The sequence below is a fragment of the Chryseobacterium sp. WLY505 genome, from assembly GCF_030846215.1.
Taxonomy (GTDB): Bacteria; Bacteroidota; Bacteroidia; order Flavobacteriales; family Weeksellaceae; genus Chryseobacterium.
The window spans coordinates 650,467-670,562 of sequence record NZ_JAVCWI010000002.1 but is presented as its reverse complement, the minus strand read 5'-3'; the positions used below and the strand labels follow the sequence as shown (position 1 = coordinate 670,562).

Annotated in this window: 16 protein-coding genes; 7 read left to right on the top strand and 9 right to left on the bottom strand. The window is 35.2% G+C overall.

All coding sequences use genetic code 11. The annotated features are described in order from the left end of the window. The 3 genes from RAH34_RS08485 to RAH34_RS08475 all read left to right on the top strand — a co-directional run. Positions 1-2,351, top strand: a 2,351-nt coding sequence (locus RAH34_RS08485; protein WP_306595837.1) for an RHS repeat domain-containing protein, incomplete at its 5' end; no start/stop codon positions are given. A gap of 6 nt (positions 2,352-2,357) precedes the next feature. Beyond that, positions 2,358-2,813 carry a hypothetical protein gene (locus RAH34_RS08480; RefSeq protein ID WP_306595836.1) on the top strand — a complete coding sequence of 152 codons (456 nt, stop codon included), beginning with the start codon at positions 2,358-2,360 and terminating at the stop codon, positions 2,811-2,813. A 654-nt stretch (positions 2,814-3,467) separates the two neighbouring features. Then, positions 3,468-5,591: a TonB-dependent receptor gene (locus RAH34_RS08475; protein ID WP_306595835.1), complete on the top strand. Its 2,124-nt coding sequence runs from the start codon at positions 3,468-3,470 to the stop codon at positions 5,589-5,591. Positions 5,592-5,663: 72 nt separating this feature from the next. On the opposite strand, the gene RAH34_RS08470 is transcribed toward RAH34_RS08475, so the two are convergent. From RAH34_RS08470 to RAH34_RS08445, 6 genes are all read right to left on the bottom strand, one after another. After that, positions 5,664-6,833: a M20/M25/M40 family metallo-hydrolase gene (locus RAH34_RS08470; RefSeq protein ID WP_306595834.1), complete on the bottom strand. Its 1,170-nt coding sequence runs from the start codon at positions 6,831-6,833 to the stop codon at positions 5,664-5,666. Positions 6,834-7,037: 204 nt separating this feature from the next. Then, positions 7,038-8,213: a M28 family peptidase gene (locus tag RAH34_RS08465; protein ID WP_306595833.1), complete on the bottom strand. Its 1,176-nt coding sequence runs from the start codon at positions 8,211-8,213 to the stop codon at positions 7,038-7,040. Positions 8,214-8,275: 62 nt separating this feature from the next. Further along, complete coding sequence (locus tag RAH34_RS08460; protein WP_306595832.1) at positions 8,276-9,454, bottom strand: M28 family peptidase; 1,179 nt, start codon at positions 9,452-9,454, stop codon at positions 8,276-8,278. A 374-nt stretch (positions 9,455-9,828) separates the two neighbouring features. Next, positions 9,829-10,173 (bottom strand): 50S ribosomal protein L20, encoded by a 345-nt coding sequence (gene rplT, locus RAH34_RS08455; RefSeq protein ID WP_002979659.1) that lies wholly within the window; start codon positions 10,171-10,173, stop codon positions 9,829-9,831. A gap of 117 nt (positions 10,174-10,290) precedes the next feature. Continuing rightward, on the bottom strand, positions 10,291-10,488 hold the full coding sequence (gene rpmI / locus RAH34_RS08450) for a 50S ribosomal protein L35 (protein ID WP_034694453.1): 198 nt from the start codon (positions 10,486-10,488) through the stop codon (positions 10,291-10,293). Between the two features lie 231 nt (positions 10,489-10,719). Next, on the bottom strand, positions 10,720-11,541 hold the full coding sequence (locus RAH34_RS08445; RefSeq protein WP_114820066.1) for an alpha/beta fold hydrolase: 822 nt from the start codon (positions 11,539-11,541) through the stop codon (positions 10,720-10,722). Positions 11,542-11,860: 319 nt separating this feature from the next. Here RAH34_RS08445 and RAH34_RS08440 point away from each other — a divergent pair, with 319 nt between their 5' ends. From RAH34_RS08440 to RAH34_RS08430, 3 genes are all read left to right on the top strand, one after another. Continuing rightward, complete coding sequence (locus RAH34_RS08440; RefSeq protein WP_114820067.1) at positions 11,861-12,103, top strand: hypothetical protein; 243 nt, start codon at positions 11,861-11,863, stop codon at positions 12,101-12,103. 397 nt (positions 12,104-12,500) lie between these two features. Beyond that, positions 12,501-14,735, top strand: coding sequence for a sensor histidine kinase (locus RAH34_RS08435; protein WP_306595831.1), 2,235 nt, complete (start codon positions 12,501-12,503; stop codon positions 14,733-14,735). A gap of 2 nt (positions 14,736-14,737) precedes the next feature. Then, complete coding sequence (locus RAH34_RS08430; RefSeq protein ID WP_306595830.1) at positions 14,738-15,367, top strand: response regulator transcription factor; 630 nt, start codon at positions 14,738-14,740, stop codon at positions 15,365-15,367. Positions 15,368-15,449: 82 nt separating this feature from the next. On the opposite strand, the gene RAH34_RS08425 is transcribed toward RAH34_RS08430, so the two are convergent. Both RAH34_RS08425 and RAH34_RS08420 read right to left on the bottom strand, forming a co-directional pair. Further along, positions 15,450-15,971 carry a hypothetical protein gene (locus tag RAH34_RS08425; RefSeq protein ID WP_306595829.1) on the bottom strand — a complete coding sequence of 174 codons (522 nt, stop codon included), beginning with the start codon at positions 15,969-15,971 and terminating at the stop codon, positions 15,450-15,452. A 352-nt stretch (positions 15,972-16,323) separates the two neighbouring features. Then, complete coding sequence (locus tag RAH34_RS08420; protein ID WP_306595828.1) at positions 16,324-17,397, bottom strand: resolvase; 1,074 nt, start codon at positions 17,395-17,397, stop codon at positions 16,324-16,326. 159 nt (positions 17,398-17,556) lie between these two features. On the opposite strand from RAH34_RS08420, the gene RAH34_RS08415 reads away from it, so the two are divergent. Continuing rightward, entirely contained in the window at positions 17,557-18,117 is a 561-nt protein-coding gene (locus RAH34_RS08415) for a hypothetical protein (protein WP_306595827.1), read from the top strand. 187 nt (positions 18,118-18,304) lie between these two features. On the opposite strand, the gene RAH34_RS08410 is transcribed toward RAH34_RS08415, so the two are convergent. Further along, complete coding sequence (locus tag RAH34_RS08410; protein WP_306595826.1) at positions 18,305-19,876, bottom strand: T9SS type A sorting domain-containing protein; 1,572 nt, start codon at positions 19,874-19,876, stop codon at positions 18,305-18,307. Between the last annotated feature and the right edge of the window lie 220 nt (positions 19,877-20,096).

Here is a 20,096-nt window from a genome sequence, read left to right as displayed (position 1 = left end):
CAGGCATATTCAGTTCAAATGACAGTAGGGCGACAATACAGGGTCAGATCAAGGATTTGGTTATTTATGATGCGCGCCATTCTACAGGTTTTGTAAGGAATGGAATCAATATTTATTATACCGCCGTCTATTTTACCCCTGAAAGTATTTTGTCGGTTAATTATTACGACTCTTATCCTGCCTACAGTTTTAATCCGGCATTTCCTTCAACAATTCAGGGAGAACCAGTATTGACAGACACTCATACAGCTGATGGAAGAAGTACCAAAGGACTACCTGTAATGAGTTTTGTAAAGAATATTGAGGATGACAACTGGACCAGGAATTATACCTATTATGATCAGAAAGGAAGAGCTATTGGCAGTCATTCTGTGAATCATTTGGGAGGCTATACCCGCACAGAATCCAAACTTGATTTTGCAGGAATCACGAAACAGACTGTAACAAGGCATAAGAGACTGAGTACGGATACCGAAAGGGTCATCACAGAAACCTTTGATTATGACAGTCAGAACCGCTTGGTTACCCATAAACATAAGATTGATAATAATGCTGAAGAAATCCTGGCTCAGAATACCTATAATGAAATTTCCCAGGTTACGAATAAAAAAGTGGGAGGAGTTACGGCTTCTTCTCCGCTTCAGCAGATAGATTACCAATATAATATCCGTGGGTGGCTGACCCAGATTAACGATCCTGCCAATCTTGGAAATGACCTGTTTGGATATAAAATCAGATATAATGAAGTACAAGGTCTGGAAGTCCCCAATACCAATTATCCGAACCAAAAAGTAAAACCGAAATACAACGGCAATATCGCTGAAGTTGATTGGAAAACCTCTACAGGAGCGAATGATAATGTGAGAAGATACGGATATGTTTATGACCCGTTGAACAGGCTTACAGCCGGTTTCTATCAAAAAGACACCAACCCTTCCGGGAAAGAATACAATGAACTCTTTGCTTATGATGTGAACGGGAATATTCTGAATCTGGTAAGAACCCAGGGACTTCTCCCGGGAAGTACTGAGGCCATGGTGATCGATAATCTGATCTACAGCTACACGGGAAACAGACTTACCAACGTATCCGATGCCTATCTTAACAGTTTAGGATATCCTGTAGGGGGAAATGAAATAGGCTACGATGATAACGGAAATATGACGACCCAATTGGATAAAGGAATTTCCTCCATCCAATATAATTATCTAAATTTACCACGAAAGATTACCCAGAACTCAAAAGTAACGGATTATATTTACAGAGCAGACGGAGTGAAAGTAAGAAAGGTTTTTGGAACAGAAACAACCGATTATCTGGATGGTTTTCAGTATACCAATTCGATATTAAAGTTTTTCCCAACCGCAGAAGGATATTTTAATGTTGAAACTGGAAAGTATGTTTACAATTATACTGACCACCTTGGAAATGTTAGATTAAGTTATGCTAAAAATGGAGCCGGAACAGAGATCATTGAAGAGAGTAATTATTATCCTTTTGGATTGAAGCATGAGGGATATAATATATTAACAGGAAATCCTGCATATAACTACAAGTACCAAGGACAGGAATTACAGGAGACTGGTTGGTACAGTTTTAAGTGGAGAAATTATATGTCGGATGTGGGAAGGTTCTTTAATATAGATCCATTATCTGAAAAATATGCTTATCAATCTCATTATAATTTTTCTGAAAATAGAGTTATTGATGCTAGAGAATTAGAAGGGCTTGAAGCAGTTTTAGTAAAAGATACGAAAGCCAATCAGCCAATTATTAAAACGGCAAATAATGGACAGTATGCGGATAATCCTAATACAAAAACAGTACACGTTTTTGCACATGGAAATCCTTCTGCAATGTATAATGACAATGTAACGTCAGAACAGAAAAAAGCGGGATTAGGAACAGTTGATACGGGAGGCAAGCTAAATAATATTCTTAATCAAAGTAGTGATTTATGGAAAAATTCTGAAAGTAAAGAAGGCTTTACAGTTGTATTACATTCTTGCAGAACAGGTAGAGCAACAATTGATAAAGACGGAAATGTTACAGAATCTGTAGCCGAAAAAATGTCTGGATCCAAAGAAATGAAAGGAGTTACTATTATAGCTCCTGATGAAAGAGATGGTTTTTCAAATAAAGGAACTGAAGTTGGACCCCAATCGACTTATAGTACGGATAGGAATGGTGAATATCTTCCAAATACTCCAAAAAGTGAACATGGAAGACAGACAGGACAATTTGGAAAATGGAATAGTTTTCAGAATGGACAACAAACAAGTCAACAGCCAGGTAATACAAAACCCCAAGGCATGGATCAACGAAGTTTATGGGATAGAATATTTAATTAATGATTTATGAAAAAAATAATTATTTTAACCTTGATGATTTTATTAAATTCTTGTAAAAAAAAGGAGATATTTGATAAGACTGCAAGCCAAGATGAAGTGATTACTATGAGTAATATCTCAAATTATGATAGTATTACTAAACTTGTAAAGACGAAAGGAGATACATTAGCTTACGATGAATTATATTATTTTTTAATGGATTCAAATAAAGAAGATAGAACAGATACATTAATGTATTATTCCAAAATAATGGCTGAAAAATATAATAGTGACTTAGGATATTTTTATTATTTTACCGCTTTATGTGAAAAATATGATATCCCTTTTAAAGATGCTAATTACTCTAGTATTAATATATCTTCATTGGATAAATCTTCAAAACAACAAGCAGAAGATTGGTTAAAAAAAATGTTAGAGAAAAAAGTAATTACACAAGAACAGTATAACTCCATAAATAAATAAAAACAAAACCCGCTCATTGAGTGGGTTTGTTTTATATAATGCTTCGCAGTTTAGTTTGTTTAAGGAACACATCCAGAAGAGCAAAGATATGTTGTCTATCGTTCTCTTTTATTTTTTGTATATCTAAAAATTTTTATCCAGTAGAATACCCGCTGCTCAAAGTCTCCAGACTTTGAGCTTATTAAATAAACTTACCATATGGTTTGGTTTCCGATGTAGAATAAACGACAACCTTTGCAAATATAGCAAGGGTTGTTTATAAATAAGTTTCTATTAATTATATTTCCCCCCCCCGCTGGCGCGAGCGTCTCGCTCGTGTCTATAGAGTAAGAAAGTCTCCAAACTTCGGAGAGCAAAATTCGACGTAGTCAATGAGAAAAGCCATACCATTTAACTTTTAATACATCAATCTTTCTCATTAACATAGAAAAAATCATAAAATCAAATATATTGTAAGGCATTTTTATACATGACGATTATCAGTTGATATTGATAAAATAAACTATATAAATATTATTATTGGATTATTTTATTTAAATGTATTTATTGAATTAATTTAAAACTATATCCGGAGAAAGGCTGTTAAAACACCCAAAATTCAAAGGCGGCTAAAAACCGTACTTTTGTTTTTAATTATTCTAAATAACACTAAGTATGAATAAATCTATTTTCTTAATCGGAAGCCTTGTGGCATTTCCTCAAGTCGCTGCCCAGAAAAAAGATTCATTAGAACAGAACAGGCTTGATGAAGTGATTGTTACCGCATCAAGATCTCCGGAAATTGTAAAGAAAACAGCTTCTACCGTCAATATCATCAACAAAAAAGAAATTGCAGAGCAATCATTGATTTCTGCTGATCTTAGTAATATCCTGGCTTACAAAGTTCCCGGATTGGCATTCGGGAATAATCTGGTAAGCAACAGAGGGCAAACATTAAGAGGAAGAAATGTTTTGATTATGATTGACGGAATTCCACAATCCAGTCCGTTACGTAATAACGACAGAGAAATCAGAAGTATTGATCCCTCGGTCTTGGAAAGAATTGAAGTGGTAAAAGGAGCGACTTCCATTTATGGGAATGGTGCAGAAGGAGGAATCATTAATTATATTACCCAAAAAAGCACTTCCTGTAAAATTTTTTCAGGAAGAACGGTGTTGGGATTTACCAGCCATGATCTGTTTAATAACAAAATGTTTAAATCAGAAGGTGGCGCAGGATACAGAGTTTCACAAAGTTTCTTCGGAAAAGTAGGAAAGTTCGATTATCTTGTGAATGGAACACTTACTCAAAGCGGAGTAAAAATAGACGGTGAAGGATTGGTTCAGAACCCACGATACGGATTGGGAGAAACTGCTGTCAATAATATCTTTGCGAAAATAGGATATGATTTGAATGACAGCAACAGACTGGAAGTGATGTATAATTACTATTCGAGTTTGCAGGATTCCAAATATATTTTGGATCAAGGAAAATACGGCGAACAGCCTTCTACCGGGAAATTAGGAGATAGAGAAGGAGTGAAAGAAGGGACAAGATATAACCACAACGGATATCTTAAGTATATCAATAAGAATATTTTCCACAATACAACGCTTAACACAACTCTGTACTTCCAGGACTTTTATACGATATATGACTACAGGAATGCACCGAGATGGAAAACAGGAGGGCAATCTGCCATTTTGGAGAAAAAATACGGTTTCAGAGCAGATTTTAATACTGAATTTGGAAAAGAGAAGGGATTAAAAGGTTCATTGACCTATGGTTTGGATCTGTTAAATGAAAAAACAAGTCAGCCATTGGTAGACGGAAGAATGTGGGTTCCGGAAATGAATATGCTGGCTGCAGCACCTTTCGTACAGGGAAAATTATTCCTTACTGATGATCTGACGGTAAAGGCAGGCGTTCGATGGGATAAAATGTCGGTAAAAGTTCCTGATTATACTACTTTACCTTCCAACAAAGATGTTCCTTTCAATGTAGAAGGAGGAAGATTGAACTATTCAAATCTGTCTTATAATGTAGGCGTGAGTTATGTAGCATTTGATTTCTTCCAGCCATTTACTTCTTATTCCAGAGGATTTAATATCTATGATTTGGGCCGTGTGCTGAGAGATGCGAAAAGCAATGTCTTAAGTGAAATTAATACAGATCCTGTGGTTATTGATAATTATGAAATAGGTTTCAACAGTAAGATCGGGCAGTATGTAGATTTTTCAGCCAGTTATTTTTATAATTACTCCAAGTTGGGAGCAGATCTTGTTTCTGTAAATGGTTTCTGGAATCCGCTTCGTGCCCCTCAGTACATTAACGGAGTAGAACTGGCAGTAAATATCTATCCGACACAGGGATTAACGATCGGAACCAATTATACCTATCAGGAAGGAAAAGTGGATGTGAGAAATGACAACAGCTACGAAAAATATTTAAGCGGTTTAAGAATTGCACCCGCAAGGTTGAATTCTTTTGTTAAATGGAATGATAAGGCTCAGAAATTACAACTGGGTGTTTATCACATGTACTCGTTTAAGAGAGATAGGTTTGAACCTGCTGCATCCGGAAAATATGATGAGGGAGAAGGCCCTGTGAAAAGCTTTAACCTGTTCAATGTTCAGGGAAGCTATAAACTTAATAAACTGATGACCATAGGACTTGGAATAGAGAATGTATTCAACACTTCTTATTTCACGCCAACTTCGATGTATACAGCTCGTGATGCAGAATATGTACGTGGAAACGGAAGATATTACACGGTTTCTCTTAATTTTAATTATTAATTTGAATCCTTTTTATAAAAATGAGCCCTTTTCATAATGGAAAAGGGCTGTATTTTTTAAGTGAAATCTATACTATCTTTCAATCATAATATTCTTAACCAGAGTCTCTTCACCCATTTTCAACACTCCAATATACACTCCATTTGGAAGAGCAGATACATTAACCTTTCTTTCATTATTGACTTTCAATAAGGATCTTCCCAAGGAATTGCTGATTTCAAAACTGAAGCTGGTTTCCTTAGAATCCGGTAATTCAATATTCAGGATATTATTGGCGGGATTAGGATAGATTTTTACCGCTTCCAGTAAATTTTTAGAGGCCGGTTTGCTCATCGTAGTAGAAGCTGTAGCAAAATGCTGTAATGCTCCCACAGTAGCTTTCCCGATCTTGTATACATAGACCGGATCCATATTAGTGAAAGTATCCTTAGAGCTGTGAGGGTAAGTACTTCTTATCCTTTCAAAAAATCCGGTAATCACTTCACCTTTCTGTTCAAAAGGAATATAATCTGTATCAGCAGCCGGATCTACAGCAGTCAGAAGAGGAGAGTAGAGTGCTGTACAGTTTCTCAGCTGTTGAGTGACAGCTGCAGAAGCGGCATTGTTACTCGAAACACCTCCCTGATCTTCATCACAATATACCGTTGTATTGTTGTTTCCTTTCACTCCGCCTACCTGATCCAGATTGAAGACCAGTTTGATATCCAATTTGCGGACACCTCCCTGATAAACTACATTATTCACATAATGGCTGCTTCCTTTTAATCCCTGTTCTTCACCTGAAAAATGGATGAACTTTATAGAATATTCAGTAGGAACATTTTTCAGAATCCTTGCGGCTTCAAGGATAATAGAAGTTCCGCTGCCGTTATCATTTACTCCCGGACCATAAATGGTGTCGAAATGCCCGCAGATAATGACATACTTGTTAGGATACAACGTTCCGGTTTTGGTAATGATTAAATTTTTAGAGCTGGTACTTCCAAAGGTAAAAGGACTTTCTTCTATCTGGCTCGCAGTATAGCCGTAAGAAAGATATTTGTTTTTGATCCAGTTCAGAGTATTCGTATTTGCTACTGAACCTGTAGTTTTTACTCCTAAATTACTGAATTCCTGAAGATTGTTGGTAATATTGGTTTGGGTTACCAAATCCGCTCTGTCTTTGTAAGCCTGAATAAAAGTTTGAGCCGCAATACTCTGCATCATCAATGCAGAGCATAAAAGTGTTGTTAATTTTTTCATATAAATAATATTATTTTGGTAACACGAATGTAGTAAATAAATCACAATGGAGTGTTTAATATTTTAAAATAAAAGAATATTTATTATGAATGTCACATTAATTATCACTGATGTGTTATAAATACTGTAATGTGGATCGGGTGTGAAAAAATAAAAACCTTTGAAACAGTTCAAAGGTTTTTATTTATAGTTTCTTACATTGAATTATCTTTCAATCATCACTTTTCTGACAACCTTTTGGTCTCCAATTTTTAAAATTCCGATATAAGCTCCGTTTTCAAGTGAAGAAACGTTGATTTTTGTTTCATTGTTTCTCTTGAAAATAGAACGTCCCTGGAAATCAGTGATTTCAAAAGTGAAGTTTTTAATTCCGGAGTCCGGAAGTTCAATATTGATGACGTCTTTTGCTGGATTTGGATAGATTTTTACACTTTCCAACGTATTTTTTACAGTAGTTTCATGTGTTCCCAATGTTCCCGTAGCAACGGCAAAATGCTGTAGTGCTCCCACAGATGCTTTTCCTATCTTGTAAATGTATACAGGATCTGTATTGGCAAAAGTATCATTCACCGTATGCGGATAGGTACTTCTTATTCTTTCAAAGAAACCTGTGATCACTTCGCCTTTTTGTTCAAAAGGAATGTAGTCCGTATCAGCAGCCGGATCTACAGCGGTCAAAAGAGGAGAGTAAAGTGCTGTACAGTTTCTCAGTTCCTGAGTTACAGCAGCCGAAGCTGCATTGTTTGTTGAAAGTCCGCCCTGATCTTCATCGCAGTAAACAGTATTGTTGTTATTTCCCATCACACCGCCTACCTGATCCAGATTAAAAACAAGTTTAATATCCAGAACACGAACACCACTCTGATACGCTACATTGTTTACATAATGTTTACTTCCCAGAAGTCCTTGCTCTTCCCCGGAAAAATGGATGAATTTTATAGAATATTCCGTAGGAACATCTTTCAGAATTCTTGCAGCTTCAAGAATAATAGAAGTTCCACTTCCGTTATCATTGATTCCCAGGCCGGTAATACTATCGAAATGTCCGCAGATGATTACATATTTATTAGGATACAGTGTGCCTGTTTTGGTAATGACCAGGTTTTTAGAATTATAACTTCCTGCAGTGAAAGGATCTTCTGCTAGCTGGCTGGCTGTATATCCGTAAGAAAGGTACTTGTTTTTGAGCCATGTCAGGGCATTGGCATTAGCCGTTGAACCTGTGGTTTTCACTCCTAGATTAGCAAATTCCTGGAGGTAGGTTGTGATATTGGTTTGATTTACCATATCCGCTCTGTCCTGATAAGCCTGAATAAAACTTTGAGCTCCAATACTTTGAAAAGCAATAGAGGCCAATAAAAAAGTAGCGATTTTTTTCATTGTATGAAAGTAATGCTGAATATTCCTGAATATAAAACGGCTTCAGAATATTCCACCTGACATTATTTATTAATGATTATTTTTTTTGTGGTATTTCCTTTATCGGTTGTAATAGTAAAGGTATAAACCCCGTTTGTTAATCCGGAAGTATTTATTTTTTCCTGATTTTCAAGGGTTAATACAGTCTTTCCAGACATGTCGTTGACTTCAACTTTAAATTGTTTTACCTTTTCCTGAAATTCCACCGTCACAAGATCTTTAGCCGGATTAGGATAAACCCTGATGGCTTCTGTTGAGTGTTGTGCTGTATCTTTAGTGCTTAAAAGATTGCTGGAAGTAGAGGCAACGGCAAAGTGTTGTAAAGCTCCTACAGCGGCTTTTCCTACATTAAAAACATAGACAGGGTCCAGATTGGCAAAAGTATCGCTTACCGTATGTTCGTTTTCACTTCTCAGGTACTCATAGAATCCGGTAATGGTATATCCTTTCGCTTCAAAAGGCATATAATCAGAGCTGTAGGCATACGAAAGATTCGTCTGAAGAGGAGAGTACAGGGTAGTACAATTCATCAGTTCCTGTGTTACAGCAGTAGAGGCTGCATTGTTGGAAGACACGCCACCGGTATCTCGTTCGCAGGTAATCGTATTGTTATTATTTCCGATAAGTCCGCCTACCTGGTCTATATTTAAAACCAATTTTATATCCAGAACCTGGCTGCCATTCTGATAAGCTACATTATTTACATAATGATTACTTCCTACAAGGCCTTGTTCTTCCCCGGAAAAATGAATAAACTTGATGGAGTATTCTGTGGGAACATTTTTCAATATTCTTGCTGCTTCCAGAATAATGGATGTTCCGCTTCCGTTGTCACTTACTCCAGGACCTACAATCGTATCATAATGTCCGCAGATAATAACGTATTTGTTAGGGTATACTGTTCCCGTTTTGGTAATAATTAAATTTTTCGAAGTGTTGCTTCCGTAGGTGAAAGAATCTTCGGACATGTTAGTTGCTGTATATCCGTAAGACAGGTATTTGTTTTTAAGCCAGTCAAAAGCATTGTTATTGGCTGTTGTACCTGTTTTTTTTACTCCAAAACCTGCAAATTCCTGAAGGTTTGTACTAATATTGGTTTGGGTAACCATATCTGCTCTGTCCTTATAAGCTTGAATAAAACTTTGTGCACTTATATTTTGCAGTGCGATGGAAGTGAGCAAAAAAGCTGCAACTTTTTTCATTTTTGATACTTTCTTTAGAGATTGCTAATATAGCAATAAACCAGCATTTATTGTTATTTTTTTAATGTGATAGTGCTTATTTGCTTGGTTTATTAATAATAATATATCTTTTTATTAAATTTATTATTTCGATAGTTTAAAATTCATCAAATAAATAAAATTTAGGTAAATTTTTCTTTTTTAGTAATTGTATTCAATGATAAATTCAGGTTTTATTAATTTTATCTAATAAGTTTTACTGCTGATATCACAATTACAACAGGGTTTGAAAGACTATCAGCTGGATTTTTAACAGCTTGAAAGATGAAAAAATATATAACAAAAAAATCCCGGGAAAACCCGGGACTTATATTGATAACAAAATCTATTCTACATTATTTTACTTGATCTACAACAGCTTTGAAAGCTTCAGGGTGATTCATTGCTAAATCTGCTAAAACTTTTCTGTTAAGTTCGATGTTGTTCTTTTTAAGAGCTCCCATAAATTGAGAGTAAGACATTCCGTGCTCTCTGGTTCCCGCGTTGATACGAGTGATCCAAAGTGCTCTGAAATTTCTCTTTTTCTCTTTTCTACCACGGTAAGCATATTGCATTGCTTTTTCTACCGCGTTTTTAGCTACAGTCCAAACGTTCTTTCTTCTTCCGAAATAACCTTTAGCGTGCTTAAAAATTTTCTTTCTGCGAGCTCTTGAAGCTACGGCATTTACTGATCTTGGCATAATTTAAATTGTTTTTTTGAAAAGGGCGGCAGTGTTATTGCTCTTGTTGGCACCGTTTCAGGGTTAAAATTGTGAATTTGTTTGAATTCTTATAAACCGAATATAGATTTATAAAAACTACTTAATTGCTAATTGACGTTGAACGCTTTTCTCATCCACTTTAGCTACGTAAGAAGTAGACGTAAGATTTCTCTTCTGCTTAGTTTCTTTCTTAGTTAAGATGTGGCTTTTGTAAGCGTTTTTTCTTTTGATCTTACCTGTTCCAGTAAGAGCAAAACGTTTCTTAGCACCTGATTTCGTTTTTAATTTTGGCATTGTTTTGCTTTTTTATTGTTTTTGTTATCAATATCTGTTTTGGCTACTCCTAAAGACATCAGGAATAATAGTTTGCAAAATTACGAAAAAAAAGTGATCCGTGAAAGTTTTTTTAATAAGCATAAACAGGGAAATACCTATTCTAAAAATGAAAAGACAAACCTGCATTACAAACAGGTCTGCCTTTTATCAATGATTTTTTACCAGAATTGATCTGATATCTATAAAAATTTAGGATTTAAAAAACTCCAGAAGATCTCTGTTAATGGTTTCAGCCTCTGTTGTCGGCATTCCGTGAGGGAATCCAGGATAAGAAATCAGTTTTCCGTTTTTAAGAAGAGTAGCGGCAACCTTACCTGTTGTTTCAAAAGGAACAATCTGATCATCTTCACCGTGCATTACCAATACAGGAACATCTACACTCTTAAGATCCTCCGTAAAATCTGTCTCAGAGAATGCTTTCACACAATCATAATGTGCTTTGATAGAGCCGTTCATTCCCTGTCTCCACCAGTTTCTCTGGATTCCTTCTGAAACTTTAGCTCCTTCTCTGTTGTACCCATAAAAAGGGAAGGTAATATCGATGAAGAATTGCTGTCTGTGTTTTGCAGTATTGTTACGGATATCATCAAAAACAGAGATGGGAACTCCATCCGGGTTGTTCTCATTCTGAACCATAATAGGTGTCACTGCACTTACCAGAACGGCTTTTGCCACTCTTCCGTTACCGTGTTTTGCTACATATCGGATCACTTCGCCACCGCCTGTAGAATGTCCTACATGGATCACATCTTTTAAGCCCAAAGCTTCAACAATTTCTGCCACATCAGATGCATAGGTATCCATATCATGCCCGTAAGGCGTCTGTTCAGATCTTCCGTGTCCTCTTCTGTCATGAGCAATTACTCTGTAGCCCTGTTCTAAAAAGAAGAACATTTGCGCGTCCCAGTCATCACTCGATAATGGCCATCCATGGTGAAAGAAAACCGGTTGTCCTTTTCCCCAATCTTTGTAATAAATTTCTGTTCCGTCCTTTAATGTAAGTGTACTCATTGTTTCTTTTTTTAATAATTAATAAATAGTGGATTTGATTTTTATACTCACAAATGTAGATAGAAAATCTTCACAATGTCTTGATCTGAGATAATAATTAATTAAAAATTTACAAACAATAATAATATATAAATAATATTTTTAAAAAAACAGATTGAAAATCTTTATATTATGAATGGCATCAGCCAAAAATTCAAAAATTAATTTTACGTAGCATCTGAAAAACTCTTCTAACTATCAAATATAGCTGATAATCGGGATTGCCATATTTTCAGATTCTCTCTACTATTGATGATGAATACGATATATAAATTAAACTATGCTTTCATCTGCAGATTTACACCTTGAAAGAGCATTATTCCTTGCTGTCTTCATTATATTTTTGGGAGTCGGATTTTTGTGCACATTGATTACTTTTATCATCAATTTTCTGCAAAAGAAGGAGAAGAATGGTAAGTATTATCTTCTTCTATTTACTATTTCAGGACTTCTTGGAGTCGTTTTAACTGCATTTTATGTTTACATGATATTATTCGAGCAGGCCCAGACCTATAGGCCTTAAAAGAAAATGTGATGCTGTATATCTTCAAAAGAGAGGGGTGTAAAAACCCCTGTTATCAGGGATGTTTTTATACTATCTCTATTTTTATCTTTGACTCATCAATTTACTGAAGATACAAAGGTTGAAATCTTTCATTGATCACTTTTATAGCTTTCTTTTTCACACCCAATTCAATGATAAATCCTTATTTCGAGCTAACACAACATTAAAAACATGGGTAAAAACAATAACAAACTAGAATTGAGTGAAGAAGAAGCTGTAAAAGTATGAGGCCAAACTTATTTTATAATGAAAAAGTAAATCAGACAACAGCACTGATAAAAATATGTTGGGAATCAATAATACAGATTCAAAATGAATTAGAAGCTATTTACTTATATTTACGTCCTTTACTATAATGCAACTTAACAAAGATAAGGGTTTGGTATACAGGGTATTATTTATATTGACTTTATTGGTTTGTCCGTTTTTTACTCAGGCACAGGAGGTTTTGAACAGATTGGAAAGAGAATACAGCCATGCTTCAAACAATACGGCAGAGCAGCTGAATCTTGCTCCTAAATACGCTACTGCTTTATTTTTCCATAATCTTAAATCTAAATCTTACCAGATTTTAAATACCAACATTTCCATCGCCGCAAAACAGACCGATGGAAAATATGCTGCTATCTTATATGCCGTTCAGGCGATGAATTATCGCCTTGATAACAAAACAGCTGAATCTTTAAAAAGCCTGGATATGGCAAAGGCCTACAGCTTAAAAACGAATAGCAATGAAGCAAAAGGTTACTTTTACTACGCAAAAGGCTGGATTCTTACAAGGGATAATAAAACAACAGATGCTGTTGCAGCCTACTTAAAAGCGATTGAATATTATGAAAACTCGCCAACAACTTCCACACTATATGGAAGATTGGGTAATACGGCCAAGGAATTATCTGCCATTTATGCTGACCTGAATGAATATCAGCTGGAAGAAAAATACAGCAAACAATTTCTATTGTTAGCTTCCAAACAAAATGATCCCAATCTTATCTTTGATGCTTACATGCGGATGGGGTACGTATATGAACAAAAATATACACAAGATCCATCCAATACAGTGTTTAGGAATAAAACAGAACAGTATTATTTACAGGCTATTGCTACTTTTAATAAAAATAAAGATGCGATGCTTAGCAGAAACAGCCTTTCATATGCTGCCATCAATTTAGCGAATTTATATACTGAGTTTGACAGCAATAAGGCAATGCAATATGCCCAGTTGGCGAATAAGGTGAGTCTGGAAATTGGTGACGCTATTCACATTGCTTCGTCATTTGGGATTTTAGCAGAATTGGCATTGCAGGATAAAAATTATGATTTAGCCAAGTCCTACTTTCTGAAAGCTTCTATGGAAATTGGAAAAAGCCCGGTGAGAAATCATATGATAGAATTGTCTATCCTTGAATCTTTATCCAGAATCAGTGAAGAACAGGGCAATTACAAAGAAGCGCTCACGTACTATAAAGGGTATTTAGATAAATATAAAAGCGTTTATGATCAGGAAAAACTGGATATTACCAAAAGATTAGAATCTCAGTTTGATAAAGAACGACAGGAGCAGAAGTACATCAAGTTACAGCTGGAAAGTGATAAAAAAGCTCAGGAAATTAAGTTGATTAATATTTTGCGTGCGCAGCGTGAACAAGTGTACAACAACTTAAAACTGGTGGAAGAAAACCAGCGCGAAAGGCTGAAATTCTCAGAACTTGAATCAGAAAAAAAAGAACAGCAGCTCCGTCTGGCAAAGTTGGAAACCCAACAGAAAAATAATGATATTGGTAACTACAAAAAGCTGTTGGCCTTCAAAGAGAAGATCAATACCTATTACATCTTTTTTATTATTTTCTTTATCGTTTTAATCTTGTTACTGCTTTATGCCTATAAACAACGTGCAAAGTCTATTAAGCGAAGAGACGAACTGCATGCTTTAGCCTTGGAACAGGAGAAACAGAACTCCAAAATTTCTACCCTTACCGCATTGCTTGAAGGGCAGGAGCAGGAGCGTGGCCGTCTGGCCCGTGATCTCCACGACGGACTGGGAGGTTTGCTTTCCGGAACTAAGCATCAACTTTCTTATTTAAATCCTCAGCAATCAGAAAATATTGAAGAAGGAATTTCAAAATCAATTCAACAGATTGATGGGGCGGTAGAAGAGTTGAGAAGGGTGGCACATAACTTAATGCCCGATTTATTAACAAAATACGGATTGGAAGTTGCTATTCAGGAGTTTGCTTCCCGAATTTCCAACAATGCATTGGAAATCCATACCGAGTTTATCAATTACAGCAATTCCTTATCGAAAGAAAAGCAATTGATTATTTACAGGATTATTCAGGAATTGGTCAACAATGCCATAAAACATGCCGATACTTCCGAAATTATTGTTCAGATAAGCGAAGAGGAAAACCTATTGAATCTCACAGTAGAGGATAATGGTCAAGGTTTCGATCATACCAACTTAGACGTTAGAAAAACGGCAGGTTTTCACAATATAGAACTCAGGGTCCAGTTTTTAAAAGGAACGATGAATATCACCTCCGAATTAAATATTGGCACCAGTATAGAACTTCAAATCCCTATTCATTAAACATGATAAAAGTAGCCATAACAGACGATCATCCGCTTCTATTGGAAGGACTTAAAAATATTTTAGGAAACAGCGAAACAATAGATGTTGTTGATTGTTTCAAAAACGTTCCGGAAATGAATGCAGGTCTTGCCAAACATGCAGTTGATATTCTGTTGCTTGATATCAATCTGGTTGATACCAACAGTATTGAACTCATCAAGCCTTTAAAGAAAAAGTACAATGACCTTCAGATTATTATCCTTAGTGTCCATAATGAACTGCCTGTAATTAACAGTACTCTGGCTGAAGGGGCTTTAGGATACATTCAAAAAAATGCTTCAGTTTCCGAAATTATTGAAGGAATTAATGCTGTATACAGCGGTAACAGGTTTTTATGCTCTCAGACAAAATCTGTTTTGGAGAAAAAATCGACTGACGGATTGAGTCAGGTTCCGAAACTCACCCGAAGGGAAAAGGAAATTCTGGGGGAAGCAGCAAAAGGACTTACCACCAATCAAATGGCGGAAAAGCTTTTTATAAGTCCGCACACCGTAGAAAGCCATCGAAAGAATCTTATTGAAAAATTTCAGACATCCAACCTGAGTTCAGCTATAAAGTTAGCCATAGAATACGGTTTGATTATCGAATAAAATATTCATCTACAAAAAAGGCCTGCTTACATCGTAAAAGCAGACCTTTTTCTTATATAATCAAATAATCGGTGTGTTTGTTTTAATCTTTGAATTTCAACGCAGCCTGAAACAGGTTTTTCTTTCCTGTTAAATCATATTCGTCGTTATATTCAGGCTGATACATCAGGATGAAAACTCTGCCGTCAAAATCTTTTAAATTGATAGGCTGGTCTGCCATGATATCATAAAACCTTGTTATAGTACGTGTGGCAGTCCATTGCTTTGCATTACCTTTAGGATTTTTATCAAATCTGTGATCTTTCGCATCCGTATAATACCAATAAGAAGGCGCGGAATCCATCAGAAACATTTCTTTGTCCTTGTTATAAAGTTCCTCCGCCATCCCTGTATTCTGAAACCATGGAACTTCAGTATTTAAAACACCCAAAGCTTCACCATAGATCTCTTTATTTGTCGTAGCGCCCACTAAAAAACCTTCCAGATCGGTAGAAGTAATTTCAAACAGGAAAGGCGATTTTTTCAGTTCATAGACGTCATTTACCGGTTGTACCACTTTTCCGTCCTGTTTAATAACTACTTTTAGCGATTGTGCAAAAGTCATAAGATTTAATAGACAAAAAAGGACGGTCAAACTTAATTTTTTCATTGTATCTCTTTAAATAATTGCAGCAAAGATATTAGACTTTATTTCCCTGTACACTCGCTGATTTCAGGGGTTTTTATTATTGAAATTGCTAAAATTTTTATCTAATAAAACCATTAGGAAGAGCTTAAGAAATAAAGTATAGTTAAGATGAATCATTCTTATCTTTAAGCGTAAAGCGAAGCTTATCTTAATATTCTCAACATCTTAATACGATCTTAATGTTTCAAAATATAAAAGTTTACACAAGTTCATCCCTTTACATGTAAAGTGTATTTCCATTAAGGTCCTAATGCTCTCAGTTTTCTTACTAAAACAGATCAGCCTTCAACTGGATTTTTATATAAGCCGTTTTCTGCTTTTTACCATTGCCAGAAGCTGAATTAAGAGGGTAGACTTCTGCATAAAAGGTATCGTTATCGGTCCAGAATGCTTTCTTTTCATCTGCTATTTTGAATTTGGTGAAATTCACATACAAAAGATTATCCTGTTTCTTTGTTTGTGGAAAGTATTTAGAGATAATAAAATTGCTGCCCACATCATTATTGGATGAAATGCAGGTAACCCAGCTCTTGATTGGGAGAATTTGCGGATAACCATCTGTACCCAATTCAAACAAAACTGCATTTTTTATATTGTAAAAAGAATAGTAAGAATCTGCAACTTCATCAGAATTTTCTTTGAAAACTTCCAGGTTTAGGTAAGGTGATCTTCCTACATATTCATTAGCTAGCGGTCCGGTTTCTGTAGATATATTTTCATGCTGGGTAATCACTTCTTCTCTGCCATTTTCTTTGTATACCCAGTTATTATCCTGTAGTTTCATATTCGGATTTTTCACTAATGTTTCATTGATTTTGGCTTTGGAGTTGGCCTTAAATTCCTGTTCTGAAATCTCAACAATTGTTCCGTATTTACTGAAAGACTTATTCTTAAAATCATCAGATTGTTTAAATGTGCTGCTTCTGATCTCATAAAGATCCACACCATTTAAAGTTAATGTAAATGACGGAGCGAATTCGGATTTCAAGACAAAAGCTTCAATGCTGTTCGAAATATTATTATTAATGCTGTAATGAATAGAGTAGAAGTCCTCAAATTCTTCGAATCCGTAATAATTATCCAGCTTATTATAAGCGATTTTCAGATGAGCAGCCTCTTTATTCGGCGTTACAAAAAACTGTACAGAATCCAGCGTGGTAAATAATTGAAACGGTACCTCCTGTACATTATCTACCCCTTTGATTTTTTTGAAGTCGGCCAATGTAACGACTTTTTGCTTAACTTCAGTTTTTGCTGTTTTAGTTTCTGATGTTTTATTCTGTTGATTGCATCCCACAAAAACAACCATACATGATATAAAAATTTGATTAAGTATTTTCATTTTCTATATTTTTGGGCAAATGTATCAGTATTCAGATCAAGAAGCCAACAAAACCGCCTGATATAGGGAATAAATGGCTGAAAACAGGGATATATTGAGTACTGGATTTTGGAGAATTTTACCAAACGATAAATTAGATATTCTAAACTATTTTAAAAAATGAAAAACGTAATAACCAGCTTTTCAATTGTGATTACTTTATTAGCTTCGTGCTCACCGGCTACAGAAAAAAAAGGGAGTAAAGTTGATTCTGTAAAGATAACAGCAAAAGAGATTTCAACTCCTGATCCGGTAAAGAATGTGGCTGCAGTAGCAGAGATTCCGGGTGATTTTTCAACATTGGTTCCTATTGATGTATTGAACAACAAAAGTACAGAGGTGTACGAGAAATATGGGATAGAATTTTCGGGTAACTGTTATTCATGCGATTTGGCAAGTTTATCAATAACAAAGGAAAAAATAATTTGGACTAACGTCTGTGATGAAAAAGATACTTTTGAAATTGATGATTTTTCTTATACTATTGAAGGAAATAAAACGATCTTTAAAACACTGGAAAGAACATATATTTTAACTCAAATAGATAAAGCTCCTGTTTATGAGCTTATCGTGGAAGGTAAAAAACTGGAACTAAAAAACAAAAGATTGTCGAAGTATTTTACAACCAAAAAAGCCCTGCCTCTTTTTGCTGAGCATGATTGTGGCGATTTTGAAGGGTAGAACTTTTCCATGAAAACGTACAAAATAACCAGTCCTGAAATAGGTTGACTCGTGTAATATTAAAATCAGAGTAGAAAGTTTTCTATTCTGATTTTGTTTAAAACGGAAAAAGTCCTCTAAAATTTAGAGAACTTTTTAATTGTATTCTGAAAATATCAAAGATGATAATATCCTTACTTTTGGATTATCAGTTTTTAATAAACTTGGAATTATACGTTTCTTTTTTGTTTTTTACCTGAATAAGGTAGTTTCCATGTATCAGCTCAGAAACATCAATACCTTTTTTTCCATCTACATCATCTTTTGATAATATCAGTTGCCCGTTCGTATCATAGATCGTTACTTTTCCTTCGGTATTGAATTTTAGAATATCCTTTACAGGATTAGGATAGAATAATAAATCATTTTGAGTAGGAGTACTTTCTTTAGTAGATAAATTGTTGAAATTATTTTTAAACTTCACGAGAGCCGTTTTAATAAATGAATTCGTTGCTGAATTTCTAAGATTTGCACTTACATAGATTTCTGTCATATCAGAATTAGTTCCGGCATCTACAAAAGTTTCAAAAGCTGTAGGATCAATATCATGTACAACATAGCCATTGGTTCCAAATGTACTATCTAATGTTCCATCGGTATTAAAACGCGCTAGTAGTATTTCCTTATCCTGAGTGGTTGTTGAATTTATGATATAGGTGGTGTTCCCGACCAATAAGATTTTGCCATCCGGCTGTATAAACATTTTTCGGAAATTAGTTTTATAGGCGGTTACAGATGAAAAAGCGGCAGAAACATCCAAATTCCCTGTAAAATTAGTATTGCCGAAAGAGTAGTCTAAATTTCCATACTTATCTGTTTTATAGATGCGGTAGTAGTACAATGACGCGCCACTGTTATAGGTATTATCCATAGCCATTAAATAAACATTATCCTGTGTATCCAGCTGATAATCTACACCAGCATTGCTGCCACTATCTGAACCCTGAGAAGCATAAAAATTAAAATTGTTATCTTGAGAGCCCTGAGAAGAGTACTTGGCGATAAATGCCTTTGAGCCCTGTCTATGGCTGACACCTGAATTATTATTAATTTTATATAAGCCACCTCCCACAAAGTAACTTCCATCAGACGCTTTAAGAATTTTTGCTGCACCTGTACCCATATGAACTCCTGTACTACCTGTTATTGCAGGAATATAGACTGGTGAAATCGAAAATCCTGAAGTACCCGTTTCATTTTTTAAAACCACTACACCACGGCCTCCCATATAATAACCATCACTTGCCAGAATAAAAAAAGAATTAGTGTTATTGCTGTTAGAAAGGTGAATACGTGGGTTCTCTATACAAGGAGAGCATCCTGAATTATTAAAGTCAACACTATTATTCGTTGATGTACCAAAAGCAGTATCTACAGTGCCGTCTGAATTTAATCTTTTTACTCTGGTAGTATATAAGCTGTTGGCTTCCTGCGTTAATAACTTTCCATTAGAGTAGAGATATATACTGTTATAGGGGTTAGGATTTGAAAAAACACCCATGGTGCCAAAAGTAGGATCTAACGTACCGGTATTCGTTAGTTTTTTTATTTGGTTATTAACCATCAAAAAAACTTTGCCATCAGTTGTAACCTGGATATTCGGGGCTCCACTTGGTGCATCATAACGGACTCCGTTATTGCCAAAGTTTAGATCTACCTGCCCATTTTGTCCATAGAATGAGCCCGCAGAAAAAAATGCTAGAAATAGTAAATGTCTCATGACTATTATAAATTTAGTTTTCGGGTTATTAGTTGGGCGCAAAAATATGAATTTTTTTGAGTAAAATACTGACATTAAAGTAAGTATTTTCAAAAAAGCCAAAAACAATATTTCAAAAAGTAAATAAAGTTACTTTTTGAAGTGAAGTATACTTTTAATCCACATTGGCAAAAGCACAAATAAGATGTCAAACATTGTGAAATCAATACATAAAAAAACC